Source organism: Streptomyces coacervatus, from assembly GCF_029223485.1.
GTDB classification, from domain to species: domain Bacteria; phylum Actinomycetota; class Actinomycetes; order Streptomycetales; family Streptomycetaceae; genus Streptomyces; species Streptomyces coacervatus.
Genome location: NZ_JARHTP010000005.1, coordinates 150,422 through 169,276 on the forward strand (window position 1 = coordinate 150,422; position 18,855 = coordinate 169,276).

19 protein-coding genes and 3 pseudogenes are annotated in these 18,855 nt (G+C 68.2%); 8 read left to right on the forward strand and 14 right to left on the reverse strand.

The features are described from left to right. Positions 1-40 precede the first annotated feature (40 nt). Positions 41-1,378, reverse strand: a complete 1,338-nt coding sequence (locus P2Q00_RS14375; RefSeq protein WP_275772872.1) for an SGNH/GDSL hydrolase family protein — start codon at positions 1,376-1,378, stop codon at positions 41-43. A 229-nt stretch (positions 1,379-1,607) separates the two neighbouring features. On the opposite strand from P2Q00_RS14375, the gene P2Q00_RS14380 reads away from it, so the two are divergent. After that, complete coding sequence (locus P2Q00_RS14380; RefSeq protein WP_425579624.1) at positions 1,608-2,870, forward strand: DUF445 domain-containing protein; 1,263 nt, start codon at positions 1,608-1,610, stop codon at positions 2,868-2,870. 123 nt (positions 2,871-2,993) lie between these two features. Here the strand turns inward: P2Q00_RS14380 and P2Q00_RS14385 are convergent, their stop codons facing one another. Together P2Q00_RS14385 and P2Q00_RS14390 are read right to left on the reverse strand one after the other, a co-directional pair. Then, positions 2,994-4,424, reverse strand: a complete 1,431-nt coding sequence (locus tag P2Q00_RS14385) for an alginate lyase family protein (protein ID WP_275773169.1) — start codon at positions 4,422-4,424, stop codon at positions 2,994-2,996. A 181-nt stretch (positions 4,425-4,605) separates the two neighbouring features. Then, the gene (locus P2Q00_RS14390) at positions 4,606-4,758 is read right to left on the reverse strand and encodes a hypothetical protein (RefSeq protein ID WP_275772874.1); all 153 of its coding nucleotides are present in this window, start codon (positions 4,756-4,758) and stop codon (positions 4,606-4,608) included. A 225-nt stretch (positions 4,759-4,983) separates the two neighbouring features. Here P2Q00_RS14390 and P2Q00_RS14395 point away from each other — a divergent pair, with 225 nt between their 5' ends. Next, entirely contained in the window at positions 4,984-6,564 is a 1,581-nt protein-coding gene (locus P2Q00_RS14395; RefSeq protein WP_275772875.1) for a serine/threonine-protein kinase, read from the forward strand. A 64-nt stretch (positions 6,565-6,628) separates the two neighbouring features. On the opposite strand, the pseudogene P2Q00_RS14400 reads toward P2Q00_RS14395, so the two are convergent. The 3 genes and pseudogenes from P2Q00_RS14400 to P2Q00_RS14410 all read right to left on the reverse strand — a co-directional run. Beyond that, positions 6,629-7,576, reverse strand: a pseudogene (locus P2Q00_RS14400) (hydrolase); the annotation flags it as partial. A 266-nt stretch (positions 7,577-7,842) separates the two neighbouring features. After that, on the reverse strand, positions 7,843-8,262 hold the full coding sequence (locus tag P2Q00_RS14405) for a pyridoxamine 5'-phosphate oxidase family protein (protein ID WP_275772876.1): 420 nt from the start codon (positions 8,260-8,262) through the stop codon (positions 7,843-7,845). A gap of 43 nt (positions 8,263-8,305) precedes the next feature. After that, positions 8,306-8,785, reverse strand: a complete 480-nt coding sequence (locus P2Q00_RS14410; RefSeq protein WP_338059312.1) for a signal peptide protein — start codon at positions 8,783-8,785, stop codon at positions 8,306-8,308. A 480-nt stretch (positions 8,786-9,265) separates the two neighbouring features. On the opposite strand from P2Q00_RS14410, the gene P2Q00_RS14415 reads away from it, so the two are divergent. Continuing rightward, positions 9,266-9,916: an FMN-dependent NADH-azoreductase gene (locus tag P2Q00_RS14415; protein ID WP_275772878.1), complete on the forward strand. Its 651-nt coding sequence runs from the start codon at positions 9,266-9,268 to the stop codon at positions 9,914-9,916. A gap of 50 nt (positions 9,917-9,966) precedes the next feature. Here the strand turns inward: P2Q00_RS14415 and P2Q00_RS14420 are convergent, their stop codons facing one another. From P2Q00_RS14420 to P2Q00_RS14435, 4 genes and pseudogenes are all read right to left on the reverse strand, one after another. Then, positions 9,967-10,101: a VOC family protein gene (locus P2Q00_RS14420; RefSeq protein ID WP_275772879.1), complete on the reverse strand. Its 135-nt coding sequence runs from the start codon at positions 10,099-10,101 to the stop codon at positions 9,967-9,969. A 169-nt stretch (positions 10,102-10,270) separates the two neighbouring features. Beyond that, a pseudogene (locus tag P2Q00_RS14425) lies at positions 10,271-10,420 on the reverse strand (transposase); the annotation flags it as partial. Then, a pseudogene (locus P2Q00_RS14430) lies at positions 10,418-10,627 on the reverse strand (ISL3 family transposase); the annotation flags it as partial. The pseudogenes P2Q00_RS14430 and P2Q00_RS14425, both read right to left, overlap by 3 nt. Positions 10,628-10,698: 71 nt before the next feature. Continuing rightward, on the reverse strand, positions 10,699-11,721 hold the full coding sequence (locus P2Q00_RS14435) for a sigma-70 family RNA polymerase sigma factor (RefSeq protein ID WP_275772880.1): 1,023 nt from the start codon (positions 11,719-11,721) through the stop codon (positions 10,699-10,701). A 174-nt stretch (positions 11,722-11,895) separates the two neighbouring features. On the opposite strand from P2Q00_RS14435, the gene P2Q00_RS14440 reads away from it, so the two are divergent. The 3 genes from P2Q00_RS14440 (at position 11,896) to infA (ending at position 13,979) form a co-directional block, all read left to right on the forward strand. Next, entirely contained in the window at positions 11,896-12,459 is a 564-nt protein-coding gene (locus P2Q00_RS14440; protein WP_275772881.1) for a dihydrofolate reductase family protein, read from the forward strand. A 426-nt stretch (positions 12,460-12,885) separates the two neighbouring features. Next, positions 12,886-13,689 (forward strand): GNAT family N-acetyltransferase, encoded by an 804-nt coding sequence (locus P2Q00_RS14445; RefSeq protein ID WP_275772882.1) that lies wholly within the window; start codon positions 12,886-12,888, stop codon positions 13,687-13,689. 56 nt (positions 13,690-13,745) lie between these two features. Further along, a complete protein-coding gene (infA, locus tag P2Q00_RS14450) occupies positions 13,746-13,979 on the forward strand; it encodes a translation initiation factor IF-1 (protein WP_425579623.1) in 234 nt (77 codons plus the stop codon). Positions 13,980-14,011: 32 nt separating this feature from the next. On the opposite strand, the gene P2Q00_RS14455 is transcribed toward infA, so the two are convergent. The 3 genes from P2Q00_RS14455 to P2Q00_RS14465 form a co-directional block, all read right to left on the reverse strand. Further along, positions 14,012-14,617: a DUF5753 domain-containing protein gene (locus P2Q00_RS14455; RefSeq protein ID WP_275772883.1), complete on the reverse strand. Its 606-nt coding sequence runs from the start codon at positions 14,615-14,617 to the stop codon at positions 14,012-14,014. A 258-nt stretch (positions 14,618-14,875) separates the two neighbouring features. Further along, positions 14,876-15,247 (reverse strand): hypothetical protein, encoded by a 372-nt coding sequence (locus P2Q00_RS14460; RefSeq protein WP_275772884.1) that lies wholly within the window; start codon positions 15,245-15,247, stop codon positions 14,876-14,878. 86 nt (positions 15,248-15,333) lie between these two features. Continuing rightward, positions 15,334-15,771, reverse strand: coding sequence for a UCP032817 domain-containing protein (locus P2Q00_RS14465; protein WP_275772885.1), 438 nt, complete (start codon positions 15,769-15,771; stop codon positions 15,334-15,336). A gap of 1,007 nt (positions 15,772-16,778) precedes the next feature. Between P2Q00_RS14465 and P2Q00_RS14470 the strand changes: the two genes are divergently transcribed. Then, positions 16,779-17,630, forward strand: coding sequence for a helix-turn-helix domain-containing protein (locus P2Q00_RS14470; RefSeq protein WP_275772886.1), 852 nt, complete (start codon positions 16,779-16,781; stop codon positions 17,628-17,630). 16 nt (positions 17,631-17,646) lie between these two features. Beyond that, positions 17,647-18,225, forward strand: a complete 579-nt coding sequence (gene cyaB, locus P2Q00_RS14475; RefSeq protein WP_275772887.1) for a class IV adenylate cyclase — start codon at positions 17,647-17,649, stop codon at positions 18,223-18,225. Here cyaB and P2Q00_RS14480 read toward each other — a convergent pair. Continuing rightward, a complete protein-coding gene (locus P2Q00_RS14480; RefSeq protein WP_275773171.1) occupies positions 18,212-18,853 on the reverse strand; it encodes an HAD family hydrolase in 642 nt (213 codons plus the stop codon). The two genes, cyaB and P2Q00_RS14480, sit on opposite strands and share 14 nt — an antisense overlap. Positions 18,854-18,855: the final 2 nt, after the last annotated feature.

The window sequence follows — 18,855 nt, forward strand, 5'->3', positions numbered from 1 at the left end:
GCTACGCCAGGAACGACTGCCCGCAGGCTGCGTCGGCCGCTCACAGTTCCGCCGGCGCCGAGCCCCTCAACTCATCCAGGTCGAAGGTCTGCGCCATCCTCGCGAACCCCTTGTCGGTCGGGTGGAGATGGTCGCCCGAGTCGTAGTCGGAGCGCAGCCTGCGCGGGTTGTACGGGTCCCTCAGCGCCTTGTCGAAGTCGACGACGGCGTCGTAGATCCGGCCCGAGCGGATCTCCGCGTTGATCTCTTCCCGCACCGCCTCACGGGCGGGGGCGTAACCCCGGTGGCCCTGGAAGGGCATCAGGGTCGCGCCGATGACCTTGATGCCGCGGGCGTGGGCCTGGCGGACCAGGGTGCGCAGGCCGTCGAGGATCTTGTCCGGGTCGGCGAGGCGGGGGTTGCGCAGGATGTCGTTGACGCCGAGGTCGATGACGACGACCTTGACGTTCGTACGGGAGAGGGCGTCACGGGAGAAGCGGGCGAGGCCGCTCTGGTTGTCGGCGGGGCGGCCCAGGCCGCTCGCGAGGACCTGGTTTCCGCTGATGCCCTCGTTGACGACGCTGTAGCGCGGCAGGTCCTGGCCGGACTGGACGGCGGTGCGCAGTCGCTCCGAAAGGACGTCCGTCCAGCGGTGGTTGGCGTTCTGCGTGGACGTTATGCCGTCGGTGAGGGAGTCGCCGAAGGCGACGACGGTGCCGTCCGACTCGTTGCTCAGCACATCCAGCGCGGTGAGGTAACGCCAGAACGGCGTCTGCTCGGTGTACCCGGTGCCGGTCACGTCCTCGGTGAGGTCGCCCTCGGCGACGTAGGAGATCTGACGGGCGTGCGGGTGGTAGGTGACCGGGCCGGACTGGCTGGGGGAGTAGGTGGTGACCAGGACGTCGCTGTTCTGCGGGATGACGATGCGGACGGCGTCGCTCAGGATCTGCTGTCCGGCCGGGATGACGACCGCCGTGCTGCCGCCGAAGGTCAGCCGCCGCATGGTGTCCGCGGACGCCGCCGCGGTGTCGGAGGCGACGGCCACGGCGATCGAGGCGTGGGTGATGGTCAGCGCCGTCTGGCCGTAGAGATTGGAGAGGGTGATGCGGGCGCTCGTACCGCCCACGCTCGTGTGCACGACGTTGCGGACCGACCGGCCCGCCATGCCGAACGTCTCCGTGCCGGGCTCGGCGCCGGCCGGGGAGGCGGACCAGGAGCCGACCCAGATGCCGGTGGAGGCGGGGGCGGCGGAGTTGTGCGGGGCGCGGCCCCCGGCGAGGGAGTTCTTGCCGTCGCCGCCGCCGTCGCCGGCTGCGACACCGACGTATATGGCGGCGGAAAGGCCCACGATCACGGCGATGATCGCGGATAGCAGGGCATAACCGTGACGCTTGGTCATGCGGTGCGTTCTCCTCGGGCGCATGGGAGCCCGAGGCTCCGAAGTGATCACCCCATGATGCGGCATGGGGTGAGGGTTCGTTGGACAGGACCCCCCTTTCCCCACGGACGCCGGGAACTCTTGTTCCGTTCCGGGAGTCGGTCAGGAAGGGACAATGTGTGCACGGGATCACGAACGGGTGGAGCGTATGGAACGCACGAGTCCGGATGGAACGGGTGCCGTCCGTGCAATGACGACGTTCAGCGCCGCCGACGAGGAGAAGCAGCGCGGGGTGCGCCGCATGAAGCTCACGGCGGCCGGGCTGCTGCTCTTTGTGGCGCTGGTGTACGTCCTCGCCAAGTGGGCCTCCCACGAGGGCGCCGGCGCCTGGGCGGGCTATGTCGCCGCGGCGGCCGAGGCCGGCATGGTCGGCGCGCTCGCCGACTGGTTCGCGGTCACCGCCCTCTTCCGGCACCCACTGGGCCTGCCGATCCCGCACACCGCGATCATCCCGACGAAGAAGGACCAGTTGGGCGTGTCGCTGGGCGAGTTCGTCGGCGAGAACTTCCTCTCCCAGGACGTCGTACGACAGCGACTGCGCGCCGTCGGCATCGGCAGCCGGCTCGGCGCGTGGCTCGGGGTGCCCGACCACGCGGACCGGGTGACGGCGGAGCTGTCGGCCGCCCTGCGGGGTGCGCTGACCGTGCTGCGCGACTCGGACGTCCAGGCGGTGGTCGGCGAGGCGATCACCCGGCGCGCGGACGCCCAGGAGATCGCGCCCGGCATCGGGAAGATGCTGGAGAAGATCGTCGCGGACGGCGGCCACAAGAGGGTCGTCGACCTGATCGTCACCCGCGCGCACGACTGGCTGGTCTGGCACGACACGGAGATCATGGACGCCGTCCAGGGCGGCGCCCCCGGCTGGACGCCCCGTTTCGTCGACAAGAGGGTCGGCGAGCGCGTCTACAAGGAACTGCTGCGCTTCGTCACCGAGATGCGCGACATGCCCTCCCACCCGGCCCGCGGCGCCCTCGACCGCTTCCTCTCCGACTTCGCCTCCGACCTGCAGTCCGACACGGAGACGCGGGCGCGGGTGGAGCGCCTGAAGGGCGAGGTGCTGGGGCGGGGCGAGGTGCAGGACCTGATCGCGTCCGCGTGGACCGCCGTACGGTCGATGATCGTGTCCGCGGCCGAGGACGAGCGCAGCGAGCTGCGGCTGCGCGTGCGGGCCTCGCTGCTGTCGCTGGGCGCGCGGATGGCCGTGGACCCCAAGCTGCAGGCGAAGGTCGACGGCTGGGTGGAGGGCGCGGCGGTGTACGTCGTCACGACGTACCGCAAGGAGATCACCTCCCTGATCACCGACACGGTGGCCGGCTGGGACGCCGAGCACACGACCCGCAAGATCGAGGCACACATCGGCCGCGACCTGCAGTTCATTCGAATCAACGGCACGGTGGTCGGCTCGCTGGCGGGGTTGTTGATCTATACGGTTTCGCGGCTGTTGGGGGCGTAGGGGGGCATGTAGCTCTGGCTCAGCCTGCGGGCATGCGTGCCGCCTGGGGCGGCACGGGTGGGCGCAGGCGGCACCCCGTACCGCCGGGCTGCGCACCCCACCCGTGCATGACACCTTGCGGCGCTACTCAGCCGAGCCGCGCCGAACCCGATCCCGCCGGCGCATCAGAAGCAGCCCCCCGGCAACGGTAGTGATCCCCGCGGCCGCAGCCCACCCGATGGCGTCATTGGACCCGGTGGCGGCAAGGTCACCCCCGGCTGGCGAGGCGGACGCGGATGCAGTGGCCGCACTCTGGGGCCGAGGGTCGGAGGCGGCGCCCGAGGCCGAGGCAGCGGGCTTCGGTGTGGCCTTGGTGTCCGCAGCCTTGTCCCGCGTGAACGCCAGCGTCCCGAACCCGAGCTGGTCGAACCCGCCGCTGTTGGGCCCGAAGTCACCGCCGCCGCCCTCGGGCGCGGACTTGGCGGCGATCTGCGTGAGGTAGGTCGCGGACAGCCCCCGCCGCTTGGTGTAGTGGTTGGCGATCATCGCCCAGATCGGCCGCTGGAAGTTCGGGTCCACACCGGCCGCGGCGGTGGCGGTCTCGCGGCCGGACCAGACGCCGGGCGCGCCCTTCTGACGGGTGTTGGCGGTGTACGACACCTTCCCGCCCATGCTCCACTTGGCCACGTACTGGGCGCCCTTGAGGAAACGGTTGTCGTCGTAGCCGTAGAGGTCGATCCCCTGGTTCCAGGCCATCTCGCAGAAGGTGCCCATCAGCCCGACGCCGAGCAGTGCGTGCCCCTGGTCGCGCCCGGCCTCCAGCCACTCCGCGAGCCCGTCGTCGTACACGACGGGGATGGCGTTCTTGATGGCCCCGAGCCCGGCCCCGTGCTTGAAGTAGTCGACGGCGCGGGCGACTTGGGCCTTGTCGTCGCAGAAGATGCCGGTGGCCAGGACGCAGGCCATGTTGGCGAGGTCCCAGTTGGGCCAGTAGTTGGAGTTGAAGGCGCCGTTGTGCTGGGCCAGGAAGTTGTCGCTGACCGCGCCGAAGACCTTGCTCTGCATCTCCTGGAAGCGGCCGAGGTCGAAGTCGCCGTGGTTGCGGACGAGTTCGGCGGCGTTGGCGGCCTGGTAGCCCTGGAGTCCGGCGCAGAGGAACCGGTCGGCGGACCCTTGGACCGCCGTCAGCTTGGCCGACCAGGCGTTGAGGATCGCGACGGCGGTGTCGGCGTGCGTGCTGTCGCCGCTGACGTGGTAGCGCAGGGCGTTCTGGTACGCGGCGTGGATGTCGTTGTAGAGGGTCGCGTAGTTCTGCGGCGAGCCCGCGCCGCGGTACACGACCGCCTGCGGATTGGCCGCCCACCCGCTCTGCGCATGCCGGTTGGCGGTCAGCTTGGCGAAGCCGGCGGTGTAGGGCGCGGCCCCCGCCTTCACCTTGGCGGCCATACGGGCGAGGTCGGTACGGGTGTGCAGAAGCCCGGGGTGCGCGAAGCCGCTGCCCGCCGCCACCGAGGGGGTGGTGGCGACGGAGGCGATCCCGACGGCTCCGGCTGCGGCGCCCGTGGCCTTGAGCATGGTGCGGCGGCTGATGTGTCGTGTCACATGCATGCACCGGAGACGTGCGGGCCGGCGCCCAATAACGAAAACTGGAATCCGTGCGGTTCGGTGGCGCCCTGAAGGGGCGCGGGGAACTGCGCGACCAGCCCCAACGGCGCCGCAGCCAAAACACAACCCACTGCGGCCCAACCGGCGGAGCCTACGCCTGCCGGTCGGCCACCGCCCAAGCGGCCAGAGCCACCGCCCCGGCCAGCACGGCCCCGCCCAGCTGCCGCTTCTTGGTCCAGCGGGCCACGCCGTACCCACCGACAAGCCCGCTCGCGGCGACCACCGCACCGGGAACCCTGGCCATGCCTGCCTCCAACCGCTTTGACTGATGTGCCCCGAGGCTAACTCCCGCCCTGAACGGAACCGGAACCGTACGGCCGTCGTCGTAGTCGTCACGGCAGGTCGGGAGCCCCTGACCGGGCGGCGTTCCTGCCCCTTCGGTCGAATGGGTTATCGTGCCTCGTCGATCTCTTTCATTCGCAAACGGGAAGCGCGGAACGGGATCAGAAGGAGACCAGAAGGAGACCCGGTGTCCGATCTTGGGCGGCTCGTCGCCGGCCGGTACCTGCTGGTCGAGCGGGTCGGCAGTGGCGGCATGGGCACCGTGTGGCGTGCCCAGGACAAGCTGCTCGGCCGCCACGTAGCGGTGAAGAAGCTGCACATCCCTCCGCACCTGCACGACGACGAGGTCCGCACCCTCCATGAGCGCACCCGGCGCGAGGCCCGCAGTGCCGCCCGGATCACTCATCCCAATGTGATCGTGGTGCATGACGTCGTCGACGACGAGGGCCTGCCGTGCATCGTCATGGAGTACATCCCTTCGGTCACACTGAGCGACGTCCTCAAGCGCCGGGGCACGCTGCCACCCGACGAGGCCGCCCGGATCGGCCGTGCCATGGCCGCCGCGCTGCGCGCCGCCCACAACGCCGGGGTCCTGCACCGGGACGTGAAACCCGCCAACGTTCTGCTGGCCGACGACGGGCGGATCGTCCTCACCGACTTCGGGATCGCCATGGAGTCGGGAACGTCCTCACTCACCAAGTCCGGCGAGCTGATCGGCTCCATCCGCTACCTGGCGCCCGAACGCCTCAGGAGCGCGGGCCCGGGGCCCGGTCCCGCCAGTGACCTGTGGTCCCTGGGAGCGACGCTGTACACGGCGGTCGAGGGCCGGCACCCGTTCCAGCGCGCCACCCCGATCGAGACCGCGTACGCCATCGCAACCGATTCGTACGAGCCCCTGCGCAGCGCCGGCGACCTGACCCCGGTGATCGAGGGCCTGCTCGTCAAGGAGCCGGAAGCGCGCATGGACGTACACGAGGTCGAACGCCACCTCGGCGAAGTGACGGGCCCAGGCCCAGGCCCAGGCCCAGGTACGGGTACGGGTACAGGCACCCGAACGGCTTCCATCGACCCGCCCACGCGTCCGGACCCCCTCGGCGACATTGAGCCTCCCGGGCGTCCCGAGCGAGAGGGAGGCGGCAACCGCCGTCGCCGGACGGTGCTGCGGGCGGCCTTGGCGATGGCGCTGGCCGCCTGTGTGGCGGGCGGCGCACTGTGGTGGCTCAAGGGCAGCGCCTATATGCCGGGCGGCCGTGCGTCCCGGACCGTTGCCTCGACGCCGTCTGCGAGCACCAGCCCCACCCCGTCCACCGTTCCCGCCGTGCCGGCCGGATACCACCTGGTGAAGGCGGACACCGGCATCTCGGTGCCCGTACGGGACGGCTGGACCCGCAAGACGCTGCCCGGTGGCGAGGTCGGCTACATAGACCCGTCCGGCCTGGTGGGCCTGAGGGTCAACGTCGTCCAGTTCGCGGGGACCGATCCTGTGCAGCACTGGCGCGATACGGAAGAGGACCAGACCCGTCGCGACAACCGCGGCTATGAACGAGTGCGGATGGCCACGACGACCTTCCGCGGACGGCCCGCCGGGTACTGGGAGTTCACCTTCGACGGCAGAGCACGGAAGTACCGCGCGGCGGAGCTGGCCTTCGCCAGTGCCGACGGCACGCAGTACGTGATCTACCTGTCCGCGCCGGACGCTCAATGGCACGACTACCGGCCGGTGTTCGACACCGCGGCCAACGGGGCCCGCCTCAGTAACGGCGCCTGAGGTGATGGGTACGGGCCCGAGGGACGTAGATCCCCGGGCCCGTAGGGTTTACTTCAGTTCAGGAAGAGAGCCACTCGGTGGCGTTGAGGGCGAGGGCGGCGTTGGTGGCGCCGGTGTCGTTCCAGCCGTCGTAGAGGGTGTTGCCGGACTGGCCAGTGCCGTCGTCGATGGGTGAACTGTCGCCCCAGAACGCGATCTTGCCGCTGCCGTAGGTGCTGGTCAGGAAGAACGCGCCGGTGTTGCCGGAGTAGCCGCTGCGGTAGAGCAGGCCCTTGACGGCGGAGTTGTCCGAGGGCTTGAGAGTGGCGGTCGTACCGTTGGCGATCAGGCTCTTGGTGACCGTACCGAACGAACCGTGCAGCACCGGGTCGCTGCTGTCGCTGATTGCCGCCGGGTAACCGGAGCTTATGTTCAGCGAGTCGATGGAGAACCCGAACGGGTCGTCGCTGTCCACGCTGTTGTTGGTCATCAGGTCGTTGAGGATCTCGACCGCGTCGTAGCCGTCGTTGTTGCGGTCGGCTCCGGTGTGGTCGGAGATCATGAACAGTCCGCCGCCGTTCTTGACGAAGTTCATGATGGCGGTCTTCTCGGCCGTCGTGAACTTCGTGTTCGGCTCGGGCAGGACGAGGGTGTCGAAGTTCGACAGGTCGGTCGAGGACGAGCCGCCGTAAGTGAGGGCGCTGGTGGCGGTCTTGAGGCTGTAGTCGCCGGTCTGCTGCAGGGCGACACCCCAGGAGGACAGTGCGCCGGTCCAGTCGGTCTCGTCGGAGGGCGAGGAGTTCTCGCTCAGCGGGTCGGGCTTGCTGGTGGAGATGATCCAGTCGGCGTTGCCGGCCTCCTCGGCGTGGCCGTCGTCGAACAGGATGCGGTGGGTGGTGGCCGCAGCGGCGGGGGTCGTCGTGGCCACCTGGACGGTGGCGCCGGCGGCCAGCAGGCCGAGAGCGGTGAGGGCCGTGGTGAGCCTGCGACGGGACATGACAAGGCCAGGGCCGAACATCCGGTGGACCTCCATGGTGGGGGGACCCCATGAGTGGAGCTGGGGATGGGGATGGGGGATTGCTGTGGGGGGGGGGGCGGATGGCGGTGCGGGTGCCGAATCTTCGCGCGTAGAACGGGCAGTTGAAGGTACAACCGCCGCTCGACGCAAGGGTGGACGGTACACAGGAGGCAGGTGCGGCGGGCAGAGGGTGTACGGATTCTTGGGTGCCACTTGATCGTCTCTTTGACGTGAGCACGTCGCACTGGTGCACACCGGTACGGCCACCGGCCGGCGGTGGCTCAGGCCAGAGGGATGTCCTGTACCCCGGAACTCCCCGGCCGGTAATCGCTGTACCGCCCCCAGTCCGGCCGGACCCGCACGTAGACGATGTCCGGCCACGCAGCCCGCTCCCGCCCGCTCGGAAACTGCTCGTAGTACGCGGCCACGGCCGGGTCGTCCTGCGTGATCTCGGCTGCCACGCCCTCGAGTTGGACGGTCTGCTCGTCCCCCCAGTCGAACCCGATGACGAGGGCCACGCGCGGCTGCCGACAGAGATTGGCGAACTTACGGGACCCCCGCGTCGTATCGAAGACGAGGTCGCCCGCATCGGTCGCCGCGATCCCGACCACCGCGGCCTGCGGCTGCCCGTCGGCCGCGGTGGTGGCAAGGACTGCCAGCCGGCGGGCGCGGACGAATTGGACGAGGGCATTTCGGTCCATTCGCCCAAAGTAGCGCCACCGGGCGAAGCAAATACATGGTGACTCAGCCGAACAGGGCCACCCTCGGAGCCACCGTGCCCTTGGCCTGCGGGTTGACGACGGTGAGCCGGTAGACCTGGGTGAGGGTCTCGCCCGCGTGCAGCGTGCGCTGCGAGGCCGTGAGGTCGGTGAACAGCGTGCCGGTCTGGGTGCCGACCTGCACGGTCTCCCAGCAGCCGTCCGCCTTCAGGCGCTCCAGCTTGATGTCCGACGGAGCCAGGAACGGCCCCGCGTCCGGGGACTCCACCAACAACTGGGGAGCGACGGTCCGGTCCGCCGACGAGTCATTGCGGTAGGTGACCGCGAACACGTGCCGCGCGCCGGCGGCCGGAAGGGTGCTCGTGGGCAGGTCCACGAAGGAGGTGGGTATGGCGGGCGCCTGCTCCTGCTGTGCACCCGTGGGCGCTACCGCGACGGTCTGCTGCGTGGCCGCCATGGCCGGGCCCGCCATGGCCAGGCCGGAGACCGCCACGACGAGCGCCACAGAGGCAAGCCTGAGACGACTGTTCTTCAACGACACGTTTGCTGGTCCTTCGGGTTCGCTCGGGTGAACTGGTCTACCCGGTGGGGGGTTTCGCTCACGTACGTCCTCAAGATTACGCAGTGCAGCGTAGGCATCCGACGGCGCCCGGCGGATCGGCCGAAAGGACGAGGCGGGCGAGTGGACTTCTGCCCGAAGGGCGGAAGAGGGCCAATCCGACCTCCGACTGAATGAGCGAGGCGGGGAGCGCGTGACGCCCCGCGATCCGGCTGGATGCAGATGTGAAGACCGCGCACGGAGCACATCGCAACGGCCCCGCACAGCATGCCGACATGACGTGGATCACACCCACTGGACCTCAACTTAGCTTGAGGAAGCAGGCTGTTGCACAGGGCGGAGCGGTCGGCGCAGAACCGGCCTCCAGCCTTCCCTCATCACAAGTCGGTCATCACAAGTCGGTCCACGTACGAGGAGAACTTCCCCATGGCCACGCTGCTGCACATCGACACCTCCCTCAACGGCGAGAACTCGCACTCCCGCGCCGTATCCGCCGCCTTCCGCAAGACATGGGAGAGCGAGCACCCGCAGAACAAGGTGATCTACCGCGACCTCGACGCCGACCCCATCCCCCACCTGACGGCCGCCGCCTACTACGCCGGTTACACCCCCACCGCCGACCGGTCCCCCGAGGAACGGACCGCCTACGCCCTGCGCGCCAAGCTGATCGAAGAGGCTGAGCAGGCGGACGCGATCCTGCTCAGCGCCCCGATGTACAACTACTCGATCCCTTCGACGCTGAAGGCCTGGATCGACCACGTCTTCGCCGTGGGCCGCACCGCGATCACCGAGAACCCCTCGCTCGCGGGCAAGCCCGCCATCGTCGTGACCAGCCGCGGCGGCTCATACCAGGAGGGCACCCCGCAACATGGCAACGACTACGTCCAGACCTACCTGCAGCAGGCCCTCGGCACCGGCCTGGGCCTGGACGTCACCTTCATCGTCCCCGAACTGACCCTGGCCCCGACGGTTCCCGGGATGGCCGACCTGGTCCCCCTCTTCGAGGCGTCCCGAACCGAGTCCTTCGCGGCGGCGGAGTCGCATGCCAGGGAACTGGTGATGCGTCTGGCTGCGTAGCCGGGAGGGAGGCTCGTTGGCCTGCAGGGCGCCAATGCGGTGGCGGCCTGCTAGGGGCGGGCGTACGGCCGGGTCGTGATCTCCATGTTGTGGCCGTCCGGGTCGTCGAAGTTGTGGTTCTGGGTTGCGCCCCTGCTGTGCGCAGCTCTGGCCTGCTCCGCCGTCTGCTCCGCCCTGCTTCTCATGAGCCGCTACAGGTACAGAAAGGCTCCTCGTGAGAGCGAGATTGACGCGTAGACGGGCTCTCGGTCCCGGCATGGAAGCAGGGGCAGCAATCGCCCTGACGGCTGCCCGACCTGCGCAGGCCGCTCCTGCTCCACAGTTGGCCGCGGAACCTCCGCGGAAAATGGCGTATCACAATCGAGGGTGTAGTTGCGCTCGGAAGCCGCCGGTTTCCAGCAGGGATCTGGCGATGTAGTTGGCCAGGTTGCGGAACCCGAGGGCGGAGCCGGGTAGGTGCGCGAGCCGTCCATTGATGGCCTCGGTCGGTCCGTTGCTGGTGCCGGCCGGCTCGTGCGCCAACGGTCGGGTCACCGTGTCCCGCGGCGAGCCTTGGCACCCGCAGCGGTGGCACCAGTCGTCGGGTTCGACGACCCGGCATGCCGGCACTGCACGATCGGGCTCCAGGCGTTGGCCGGCGATCTGCAGGCCGAGCTCGTCAAGCCGAGCGAACGTGGTCAGGTCAGGGCACGCGAAAGCAGGGTCGGACACGTCGAGGTCTTCCAGATGAGGCGTGTAGGAACCTTCATCTTCGGAAGACCTCGGCCCCTACCGGGCCAGGGCTAGTGGTCGGGTGGCAGGGTGCGGGGCAGGCCGAAGCGGGGTAGGTGGCTGTTTTCGAAGCGGGTCACTGCGGCGATGCGGTCTGCCGCGAGGGTGAGGACCAGCAAGCCGGTGGCGCGCCAAGTGACCGTGTGGCGGTCCAGGAGGTAGACGCCGAAGGCGGGTTGGCTGTTGGCTCGGGTCGCGACCAGGCGGTAACCGGTGATCCGGTGGAAGACGGCGGTCAGGAGACGGGTGACTGCTTCGCGGCCGAGGTATTCGACCGGCAGCGGCGGCATCGTGAGGCGGACGTCGTCGGCGAGTAGCGCGACCACGCCGTCGACATCGCCGGATTCGAAGGCCCGGGCGAGGCCGTCAACGAGCTGCCGCTCACACGGCGAGTCGGGCGGAGGTGGTGGTTGCGTGGCGCCGAATCGGGACGCCTGTGCTCGGATGCCGGCGCGGGCGCGTTTGAGCGCGCTGGTGACGGATTCTTCAGTGGTGTCAAGGAATTCGGCGACGTCGGCGGCACGGTAGCCGAGTACGTCCCGCAGGATGAGCACGGCGCGCTGGCGCGGCGGCAGCAGCTGGACGGCAGTGACGAACGCCAGCGATATCGCCTGTTTCGATTCGTAGCGCGCCTCGGGTCCGGGCGCGGTGTCGGGAACCCCGTCGAGCAGCACGTCGGGGTAGGGCTCGAGCCAGACCACCTCGCCGTGGGCAGACGGCTCGGGTAGCTCCAACCCGGCCGCGGTCGTACCGGGGATCGCCATTCGCGGCCTCCTGCCGGCGGCCCGCAACACCTTGAGGCAGCGGTTCGTCGCGACGCGGTAAAGCCAGGTTCGCACGGCCGACCGCGCCTCGAACGCGCCGAGCCCCCGCCAGGCGTCGAACAACGTCTCCTGCAGGGCGTCCTCGGCGTCGTGCATCGAACCGAGGAACCGGTAGCAATGCACCAGCAGCTCCCGGCGGAACGGTTCGACAAGCTCGCGAAACGCGTCGGCGTCGCCGGCCCGGCACCGGGCGATCAGCTCTGCGGTCACCGCATCGTCCTCTCCTCGGGCCGGTCGAGCGCCGAGGGTTTCGGCTGCGGATCCGGCTGGACAAGCCGTCAACCAGACCGACCCCGCTCCCCGGGAAAACTGGGCGGTGCGCACCGCCCAGTTTTCGCCGCGACCCGGATCTACCTCGGTGACCTCGAACAATAGGAGCACCCAATGGGACAGATCGTCGTCTTCGAAAACATCACCCTCGACGGTGTCATGCAGGACCCGATCGGCGAGGAGAGCGTCACCGCCTTCGACTGGCGCGACCACCTGTCGGCGGCCGCCAACGAAGAATGGATCCAACGCATCGTGCACGACACGCGTGGCGTGCAGGCATTGCTGTTCGGCCGCCGCACCTACGAATTCTTTGCAACCCGCTACGCCGACGGCACCACCCCCGTCGCGGAACTCACCAGGAGCATCCCGAAGTATGTCCTGTCCAGGACATTGACCGACCCGTCCTGGACCAACACCACCGTGCTCAACGGTGACGCCGCCACGGAAGCAGCCAAGCTCAAGGCCAACGTCGACGGAACGATCATGATCTGGGCCAGCTCCCTGCTGGTGCGTGAACTGGTCGAGCACGACCTGATCGACGAGCTTCGCCTGGTCGTCTTTCCGCTGGTAATCGGCCGCGGCACCCGCCTCTTCGGCGACACCACCGACGCCAAACACTGGCACCTCGCCGCAACCGACACCGTCGAAGACCTCGCGTATCTCACCTATCGCCGTTAACCCGAATCTTCGTCGCGGGTGCGGCGGCGTGCAGGCCGGCCGAAGGCCGTCCGCCCGATCTCGGCGTTGACGCCGCCGAGGCCGGGCGGACGGTCTGGCCCGCGTCCTCGACGAGGTCGCCGCCACCCGCCAGGGGGTGGTCTTCACCCACGACGACCGGCTCGCCGACGCCGTCGGACGATTCGAGCCGCCCGAAGCGATCACCTCACCGTCGCGAGACCCTCAACTGCGAAGAGCCCGGAAAATGAGTTGGGCGAGATACCGCCCCCTTGGTAGCGTGCGGAACACCGTGACAGGCCGTTAGGAGGTGAGACCCGTGAACGCAGTTCTCAAGTGGGTGCTCCCCCTTTCCCGCACGGTGCGCGAGTGACATAGGTGTCCTCGGGAGTGCCTCCACCGAAAAGGCACTCCTGAAAGGCCACCACCATGAACACATCGCATTTCTCTTCAGACACCGGGCAGCGCCCGGTGACGATCACACGGGTCGCGGAGACGCAGTGGCTCGCCGTCGAAGACGACCGGGAGGTCGGGCGCGGCGACGCTGTACGCAGGCCCGACGGCCGGATGTTCGTCAGCATCGATGCGTGGCAGGACGCGGTCTTTGACCGCCTCGCCGCCGCGATGACGGCCGACCTGCCGGCGCCGCTGTACGTAGTCGTCGGCGAGACCGACCGCGAGGTCAGGACCGGTTGGGAGAGGGCCGGTTTCACCACAGGCCGCCGCGAGCGGGAGTACGCCGTGCCCACCGACCCGCGGGTCACCGGTCTCGACCTCGACGCGGTGCGACCGCCGTCGTCCGTCACGATCGTGCCCGCCGGCGAGGCGCAGGAGGACCTGCTGCGCGTACTGGACCGGGCGATTCGCGACGAGGTCGAGGCCACGGTCGGCTGGCAGACGATGCCGGCCGAGGTGTTGCCCCGCCCCGCCGGGGACACGATCGTGGACCCGTCGAAGTACGCGGTCGCAGAACTGTCCGGCCGGTACGTGGGGTTGATCCGGGTGGCGCCGGTCCCCCGAAGGCCACGGATCGGGCTGATCGCGGTCCTGGCCGATGAGCAACGCCGGGGCATCGCACGGGCGTTGCTGGCCCAGGCGCTGGGCTCACTGCACCGCTCCGGAGCCGAATCGGCATGGGCCGAGGTGGACGAATCCAATGCCGCGGCCGTAGCCCTCTTCGAGGGCGTCGGCGCCCGGCGCACGAGCGGAATTCTGGAGTTGGTACGCCTTTGAGGCGCCGCCACACTCCCAGCCCGTCCCCGCGCCTTTCACAGTAATCGACTCCAGGAATGAGTGATTTGCCAAAAACATCGGGCGGCCTCGAATTCGAGGGAACCGTCGTCGAATGCCTGCGCAACGCCACCTTCACGGTGGAACTGCAGAACGGGCACAAGGTGCTCGCGCACATCAGCGGAAAGATCCGAAAGAACTACATCAAGATCCTCCCGTACGACCGGGTGCTCGTGGAGCTGAGCCCCTACGACCTCACCCGGGGCCGGATCCTCTACCGATACCGGACCTGACCTGACCGCGATCACCCGCCTCGGCGGAGCAGCTACTTGTCGCTCCAGAACGCCAGGGCCTTGCCGATCAGATCCTTGGCGGCGTCGCCGTAACTCGCGGCGCTGCTGAGGGCGGCGAAGGCCTTGTAGTGGAGGGTGAGTTCGTCGGGGTCGGTGATGTCGACGCCGGAGGAGACGAGTTCGTAGTGGACGCTGTCGTCGCCGCGGGTGTTGAAGCCGGGCATGGGGACGACGCCCACTTCGGCGGTGGTGGCGAGGACACCAAGGGTGAGCGAGGGCAGATCGATGTCCCGGAGGAGGCGTTCCATCTGCCCGCGCATCACCTCCGGCCCTCCGACATTCGTGTAGAGGGCCTGCTCACCGAGGATCACGTCGTAGTGGTGCTCACCGTCGTACAGAACCTGTTGCCGCTCCATCCGCTTGGCCACCCCCGCCGGTACGTCGTCCGGAACACCGAGGAAGTCGACGACCCGGCGGAGGATCACGGTCGCGTAGGCCTCGGTCTGGAGGGTGCCCCAGATCATGTTGGGGACGTATCCCTTGCCGTGCGGGGTCTCTTGGTACCAGCGGATCACCTCGTCCTGGATGTCCTCGGTGCCGGTGGACAGGCGCTGCTGCCAGGGGGTCATGCTCGTCATTGCGTTCCTCCTCTTGTCGTACGGTCGTCGGCAGAGTGATCCGACCGGTCATCAGGATGTGTCGTGGTTCGGGGCCTGCGAAGAGCGCATCGGGGGCGCAGCGTCGGCGGATGTACGCCGTTCAAGTCGCGCGCGGCGGATCGGTGCAAGTGGTGAACTCCGGGTCCGCTCCTGCGAGTCATGCTTGATAGGCAGAGCCGGTCTCGGGCACGTGCAGCCTCCTTGAGGATGTTGTCTGGAATCGGGGTCACGTCGTGCTCAAAGGCGTGGCAGCTCGACCCGGCCGGTCATGAGGAAGTCGTGGTTCGCGAAGAGCGCGTCGAGTTCGAAGCGTCGGCGGATGTACGCCGTCCATTTCGCGCGCGGCAGGTCGATGTACGCGGCGATCACCCGGGCGCGGCTCGCTTGAGTGAGGATCCAACGGGCTTGTTCCCCACCGGAGTTACGGCCGCCTAGGTCCCGTGCCAGACGCCACAACTCCTCGCCGTCGCTGTGTTCGTCGACGATGGTGACGAGTCCGATGTCGCCCAGACCACGCTCGTCGGTGGACTGAGTGGTGTAGGCGACGGTGAGGCTTTCGAGGGGGAACACAGTCACGCGGCTGGTGGCGGTCAGCTCGGTCAGGGGCACAGGGGTAGGTCCCTTCTGGCGCAGGGGAGGAGAGCGGGCCGACCCGGAGGAGGGCCGACCCGCAGTGGTGGTGGAGCGGGCGCTGTTCAGCAGCAGGGGCCGTCGCCGCAGCAGGCGGGCGGGTTGCAGTCGGCCGCCGTACCCCACAGCCGCTCGTCGACCTCGAAGCCGGCCGCGCGGATCTTCCCGACTACGTCTGTCATCAGGCCGCGTGTGCGGGTCTTGCTGTTCGGCTGGTGGTGCAGGAAGTAACCGAACTGCTCCTGGCACCAGTTGGCGTACCAGTCGGTGTGGAGGATGAGCGTGTGCCATCCGGGGTCGACCTGCTGGGAGGGAGCCATGCTGGCGCCCTCGCCGGTCGAGCCCATGACGTGGACGAGTGCGAGCGCCTGGTCCATGACGCGGTCGGCGACGCTGCGTTCGAGGCTGTACTCGTCTGCGCAGAAGGCGGCGAGCATGTCGAACTCGGCGGCGGCGATGAGGGAGCGGCCGGTGCGCGAATCGGTGGCTACGGCGGTGGTCATCGCGTCGCTCCCTTCGTGGTCGTTCCCGGTCCTGACGGGGTTGTGTAGAGCACTCATTCACCTCACAGTTGGAGGACCTTCGGGTAGCCCTCTCCCTGAGTGCCGACTGCCGGTCATGTGCTCGGGAGAGGGATTTTGCAGCCGCCACAAGACGTGGCGGACGTCGTGGCGAGCGGGAACAGTTCAATTCGACGCATGCCGTGTTGCCTTGCAGCGCACACTCATCGGCAGCGGGGGCTCACCAGGACAGGCGCCACGGTGGCTGTACGTCACACAGGGCGGTCCTGATGCCCGGTCGTGAACGTGTTGGTCGTACGGCTCAGCGGGGCGGATGGTCAGCTGGCAGCGACAGCAGATCAGGACCACCGAACTCCCACCCAGGCTTGACGCAACTGTCGCCCTCGGCGACACGGAGCGGTGCCATGCGAGCATCCCTCTCGGCAAGGCTTCCCGGCATGTGCACATCCAGCACAAGCGTCGTAGTGGGCGACGAGGGCTCTGTACGCGACATCTGGCGACTGGTGATCTACGACTGCAACTGCACGTGCCAGCGCATCGTGCAGTTTCTCAGGATCTGTCAGGAAGCTGCTACGCGTCGGAGGGGTCCGCCAGCGAGGGCCTGCCGTGCACTGGAGTCCAGGGACGACGAGGTGTGCCGTGTCACTGAGCACGATGATCCGCGATCCCTCGGGCATTTCCCATCCAGAGGCCATCCCAGTGGGCACGAGCCAGTAGATGGTTCCGGACCATGGATCTTCGAGGACAGCCCCCGTCTCGTCATGAAGCCGGACGAGTGCCTCCAAGGCGCTCGCACGTGGCGCTTTGACGGCATCCCACCACTTGCCCGCGGGGAGTAACGACACCGAGCGGCCTGTGGGCATCCAATCCAGAGGAGGCGTGTTCATGTAGCCACCATCGGGTGACGGACGGTGTCGACTCGATACCCGACCGGTAATCTCACCGTGGGATGGATTCCCATCTCGTCTGCGAATGCCTGGAGTTGAGCAGTGACCACACAGCCTGCGTCGATCGAGCTGCCGGACTGGGCATGGGAGCGCGCAGAAGTCAGAGAGGCTCTGCGCGCGCGGAAGATGGGCGCCGTCTTCCGGTACGCACAGCAATACGCTGGCGTCAGCCAGTCCCGCATTGCCGCTGCTGCAGGGATGACGCAGGCTCGTGTCAACGAGATCATCAACGGTCGACGTGAAGTGTCTCGGCTCGATGTCTACGAGCGCATCGCAGACGGCCTGTGCATGCCCGATGACGCTCGCCACCTACTAGGCCTGGCGGCGAGCAGGGAGAAGCGCTCTGGCGGTGCCGCTTTCGACCTCGCCGCCTTCCCTGAGGTTGTTCGGGTGTACGCCGCCCAGAACTCTGCTGCGGAAGAGATTCAGCAGCAGACACGCGAGGCACAAGAGCTGGACGTGCTTGCCGTACGCGGGCTCGGTCTGCTCGGGCTCAACGACAGCCTGCTGCGGGCCTGCCTGCCGCGCGAACAGGGCGGAAAGGGGCTCCGTGTGAGGGTCGCGCTCCTTGACCCGGACAGCGACGCTCTCGCCCAGCGCGCAGCCGAAATCGGAGAGTCATCCGAATCTCTCGCTGGAGGCGTGCGTCTCGCCGAGGCCCGGTTACGGGAGCTGTCCGACACATGCGACATCAGCGTGTGGCGGTATCGCATGTTGCCCACTTGGCGGGTCATCCGCGCGGACTCCACCATGTTCGTCGGTGCCTTCGACGCTGGATGGGAAGGTCACGAGTCGGCGACGTACAAGGTCATGGAGACACCGCACGGGCCCTTGTTCCGGGGCTTCCGCAGGATGTTCGAGGCGGTCATCGCAGGCGCTCAGCGCATGGTGTGAGAGAGAGGAATGATTCGTGATCGAGGCGGAGTTGAAGGCCCGGGTCCACTCGCCTGAGTCGGTCATGCGGCTGCTCGACGAGCGCGCGACGGCTCGTGTCGAGGTATATCGGGACACGTATTACGACCGCCCCGACGGCGCGTTGGAAAAGGCTGACCAGGAGCTGCGTGTCCGGACGGTGCATGGCGCGGACAGCACACGGACGGTCCTCACTTTCAAGGAAGCTGCAGTGGACGAGGATTCCGGGTCAAAGCCCGAGCACGAGAGCCGAGTCGAGGACGCCGAAGCCGTTCACGCCATCATGCGCGGCCTCGGCCACATCAAGGTCATCGCGTTCGAGAAGCGTTGCCGGAACTACGAGTTCGAGAGCCGAGGGCGACAAATGCTCGCCACCTTTGTCCGAGTACCTGAGATCGATGGGACCTTCCTCGAAGTGGAGACGCTCGTCGAGGAAGACGAGGTGAGTGCGGCTCTAGACGACGTTCGCTCTGTCCTGTTGGAGCTCGGCATCGGCCCCGAGGACCTGACTCGTGAGACCTATACGGGTGCGGTGGCGGCACAACGTGGCCGGATCGGTTCCGTCACCTCTCAGTGATCGAAACGAGCTGCATGAGGCTATCGATCCGCCAGTCCACGGCCGCTGCAATCTCCGGGCTGTCGGCCCAGAAGTGCCCCCACGGTCCACGCCGGACGTGCGCCACACGCAGTCCGGCCGCCTTCGCGGGAAACACATCGTTGACCGGATGATCACCCACGTAAACCGTCTCTCTCGGCGCGGATTGCGCAACCTCCAACACGCGGGCGAAGAACTCCGGCTGCGGCTTCGCCACGCTCCAGTCGCCCGAGGTCGCGATGAGATCGGCGGGCAAGTCCAGGCCGCGCAGCAGCTCGCCCATTCGGGAGGTCTGATTCCCGGCAATGATGACGCGGACCCCGAGCTCGCGGAGCGCGGACAGCGCCGGCCGGACATCGTCGTACAGATCCGTTTCATCGAGGAACTCGCCCCGGCCCGCGGCTTCACGAGCTCGGTATTCGGCGGCAATGTCGATGCCGGGGCGGGCGAGGCGAACGGCTTCGGCGTTGTCACGGCCCTTGGCTACGACGGCGCCGACGAGGGCGGAGAGCGTATGGCGGGGGACACCGAGCCAGTCCGCCCACGAATGCCAGTAGCGGTCGTCGCGAGTGATGGTCTCGCCGATGTCAAAGACGATGGTCTCGATCACCA

Bases quoted from the DNA above. Each gene is read 5' to 3' on its own strand.
- P2Q00_RS14445 (WP_275772882.1), top strand. From the start codon at position 12,886: ATGAACACATCGCATTTCTCTTCAGACACCGGGCAGCGCCCGGTGACG.
- P2Q00_RS14455 (WP_275772883.1), bottom strand. From the start codon at position 14,617: ATGACGAGCATGACCCCCTGGCAGCAGCGCCTGTCCACCGGCACCGAG.
- P2Q00_RS14390 (WP_275772874.1), bottom strand. From the start codon at position 4,758: ATGGCCAGGGTTCCCGGTGCGGTGGTCGCCGCGAGCGGGCTTGTCGGT.
- P2Q00_RS14380 (WP_425579624.1), top strand. From the start codon at position 1,608: ATGACGACGTTCAGCGCCGCCGACGAGGAGAAGCAGCGCGGGGTGCGC.
- P2Q00_RS14385 (WP_275773169.1), bottom strand. From the start codon at position 4,424: ATGCTCAAGGCCACGGGCGCCGCAGCCGGAGCCGTCGGGATCGCCTCC.
- P2Q00_RS14465 (WP_275772885.1), bottom strand. From the start codon at position 15,771: ATGACCACCGCCGTAGCCACCGATTCGCGCACCGGCCGCTCCCTCATC.
- P2Q00_RS14415 (WP_275772878.1), top strand. From the start codon at position 9,266: ATGGCCACGCTGCTGCACATCGACACCTCCCTCAACGGCGAGAACTCG.
- P2Q00_RS14440 (WP_275772881.1), top strand. From the start codon at position 11,896: ATGGGACAGATCGTCGTCTTCGAAAACATCACCCTCGACGGTGTCATG.
- P2Q00_RS14375 (WP_275772872.1), bottom strand. From the start codon at position 1,378: ATGACCAAGCGTCACGGTTATGCCCTGCTATCCGCGATCATCGCCGTG.
- P2Q00_RS14420 (WP_275772879.1), bottom strand. From the start codon at position 10,101: ATGAGAAGCAGGGCGGAGCAGACGGCGGAGCAGGCCAGAGCTGCGCAC.
- P2Q00_RS14405 (WP_275772876.1), bottom strand. From the start codon at position 8,262: ATGGACCGAAATGCCCTCGTCCAATTCGTCCGCGCCCGCCGGCTGGCA.
- infA (WP_425579623.1), top strand. From the start codon at position 13,746: ATGAGTGATTTGCCAAAAACATCGGGCGGCCTCGAATTCGAGGGAACC.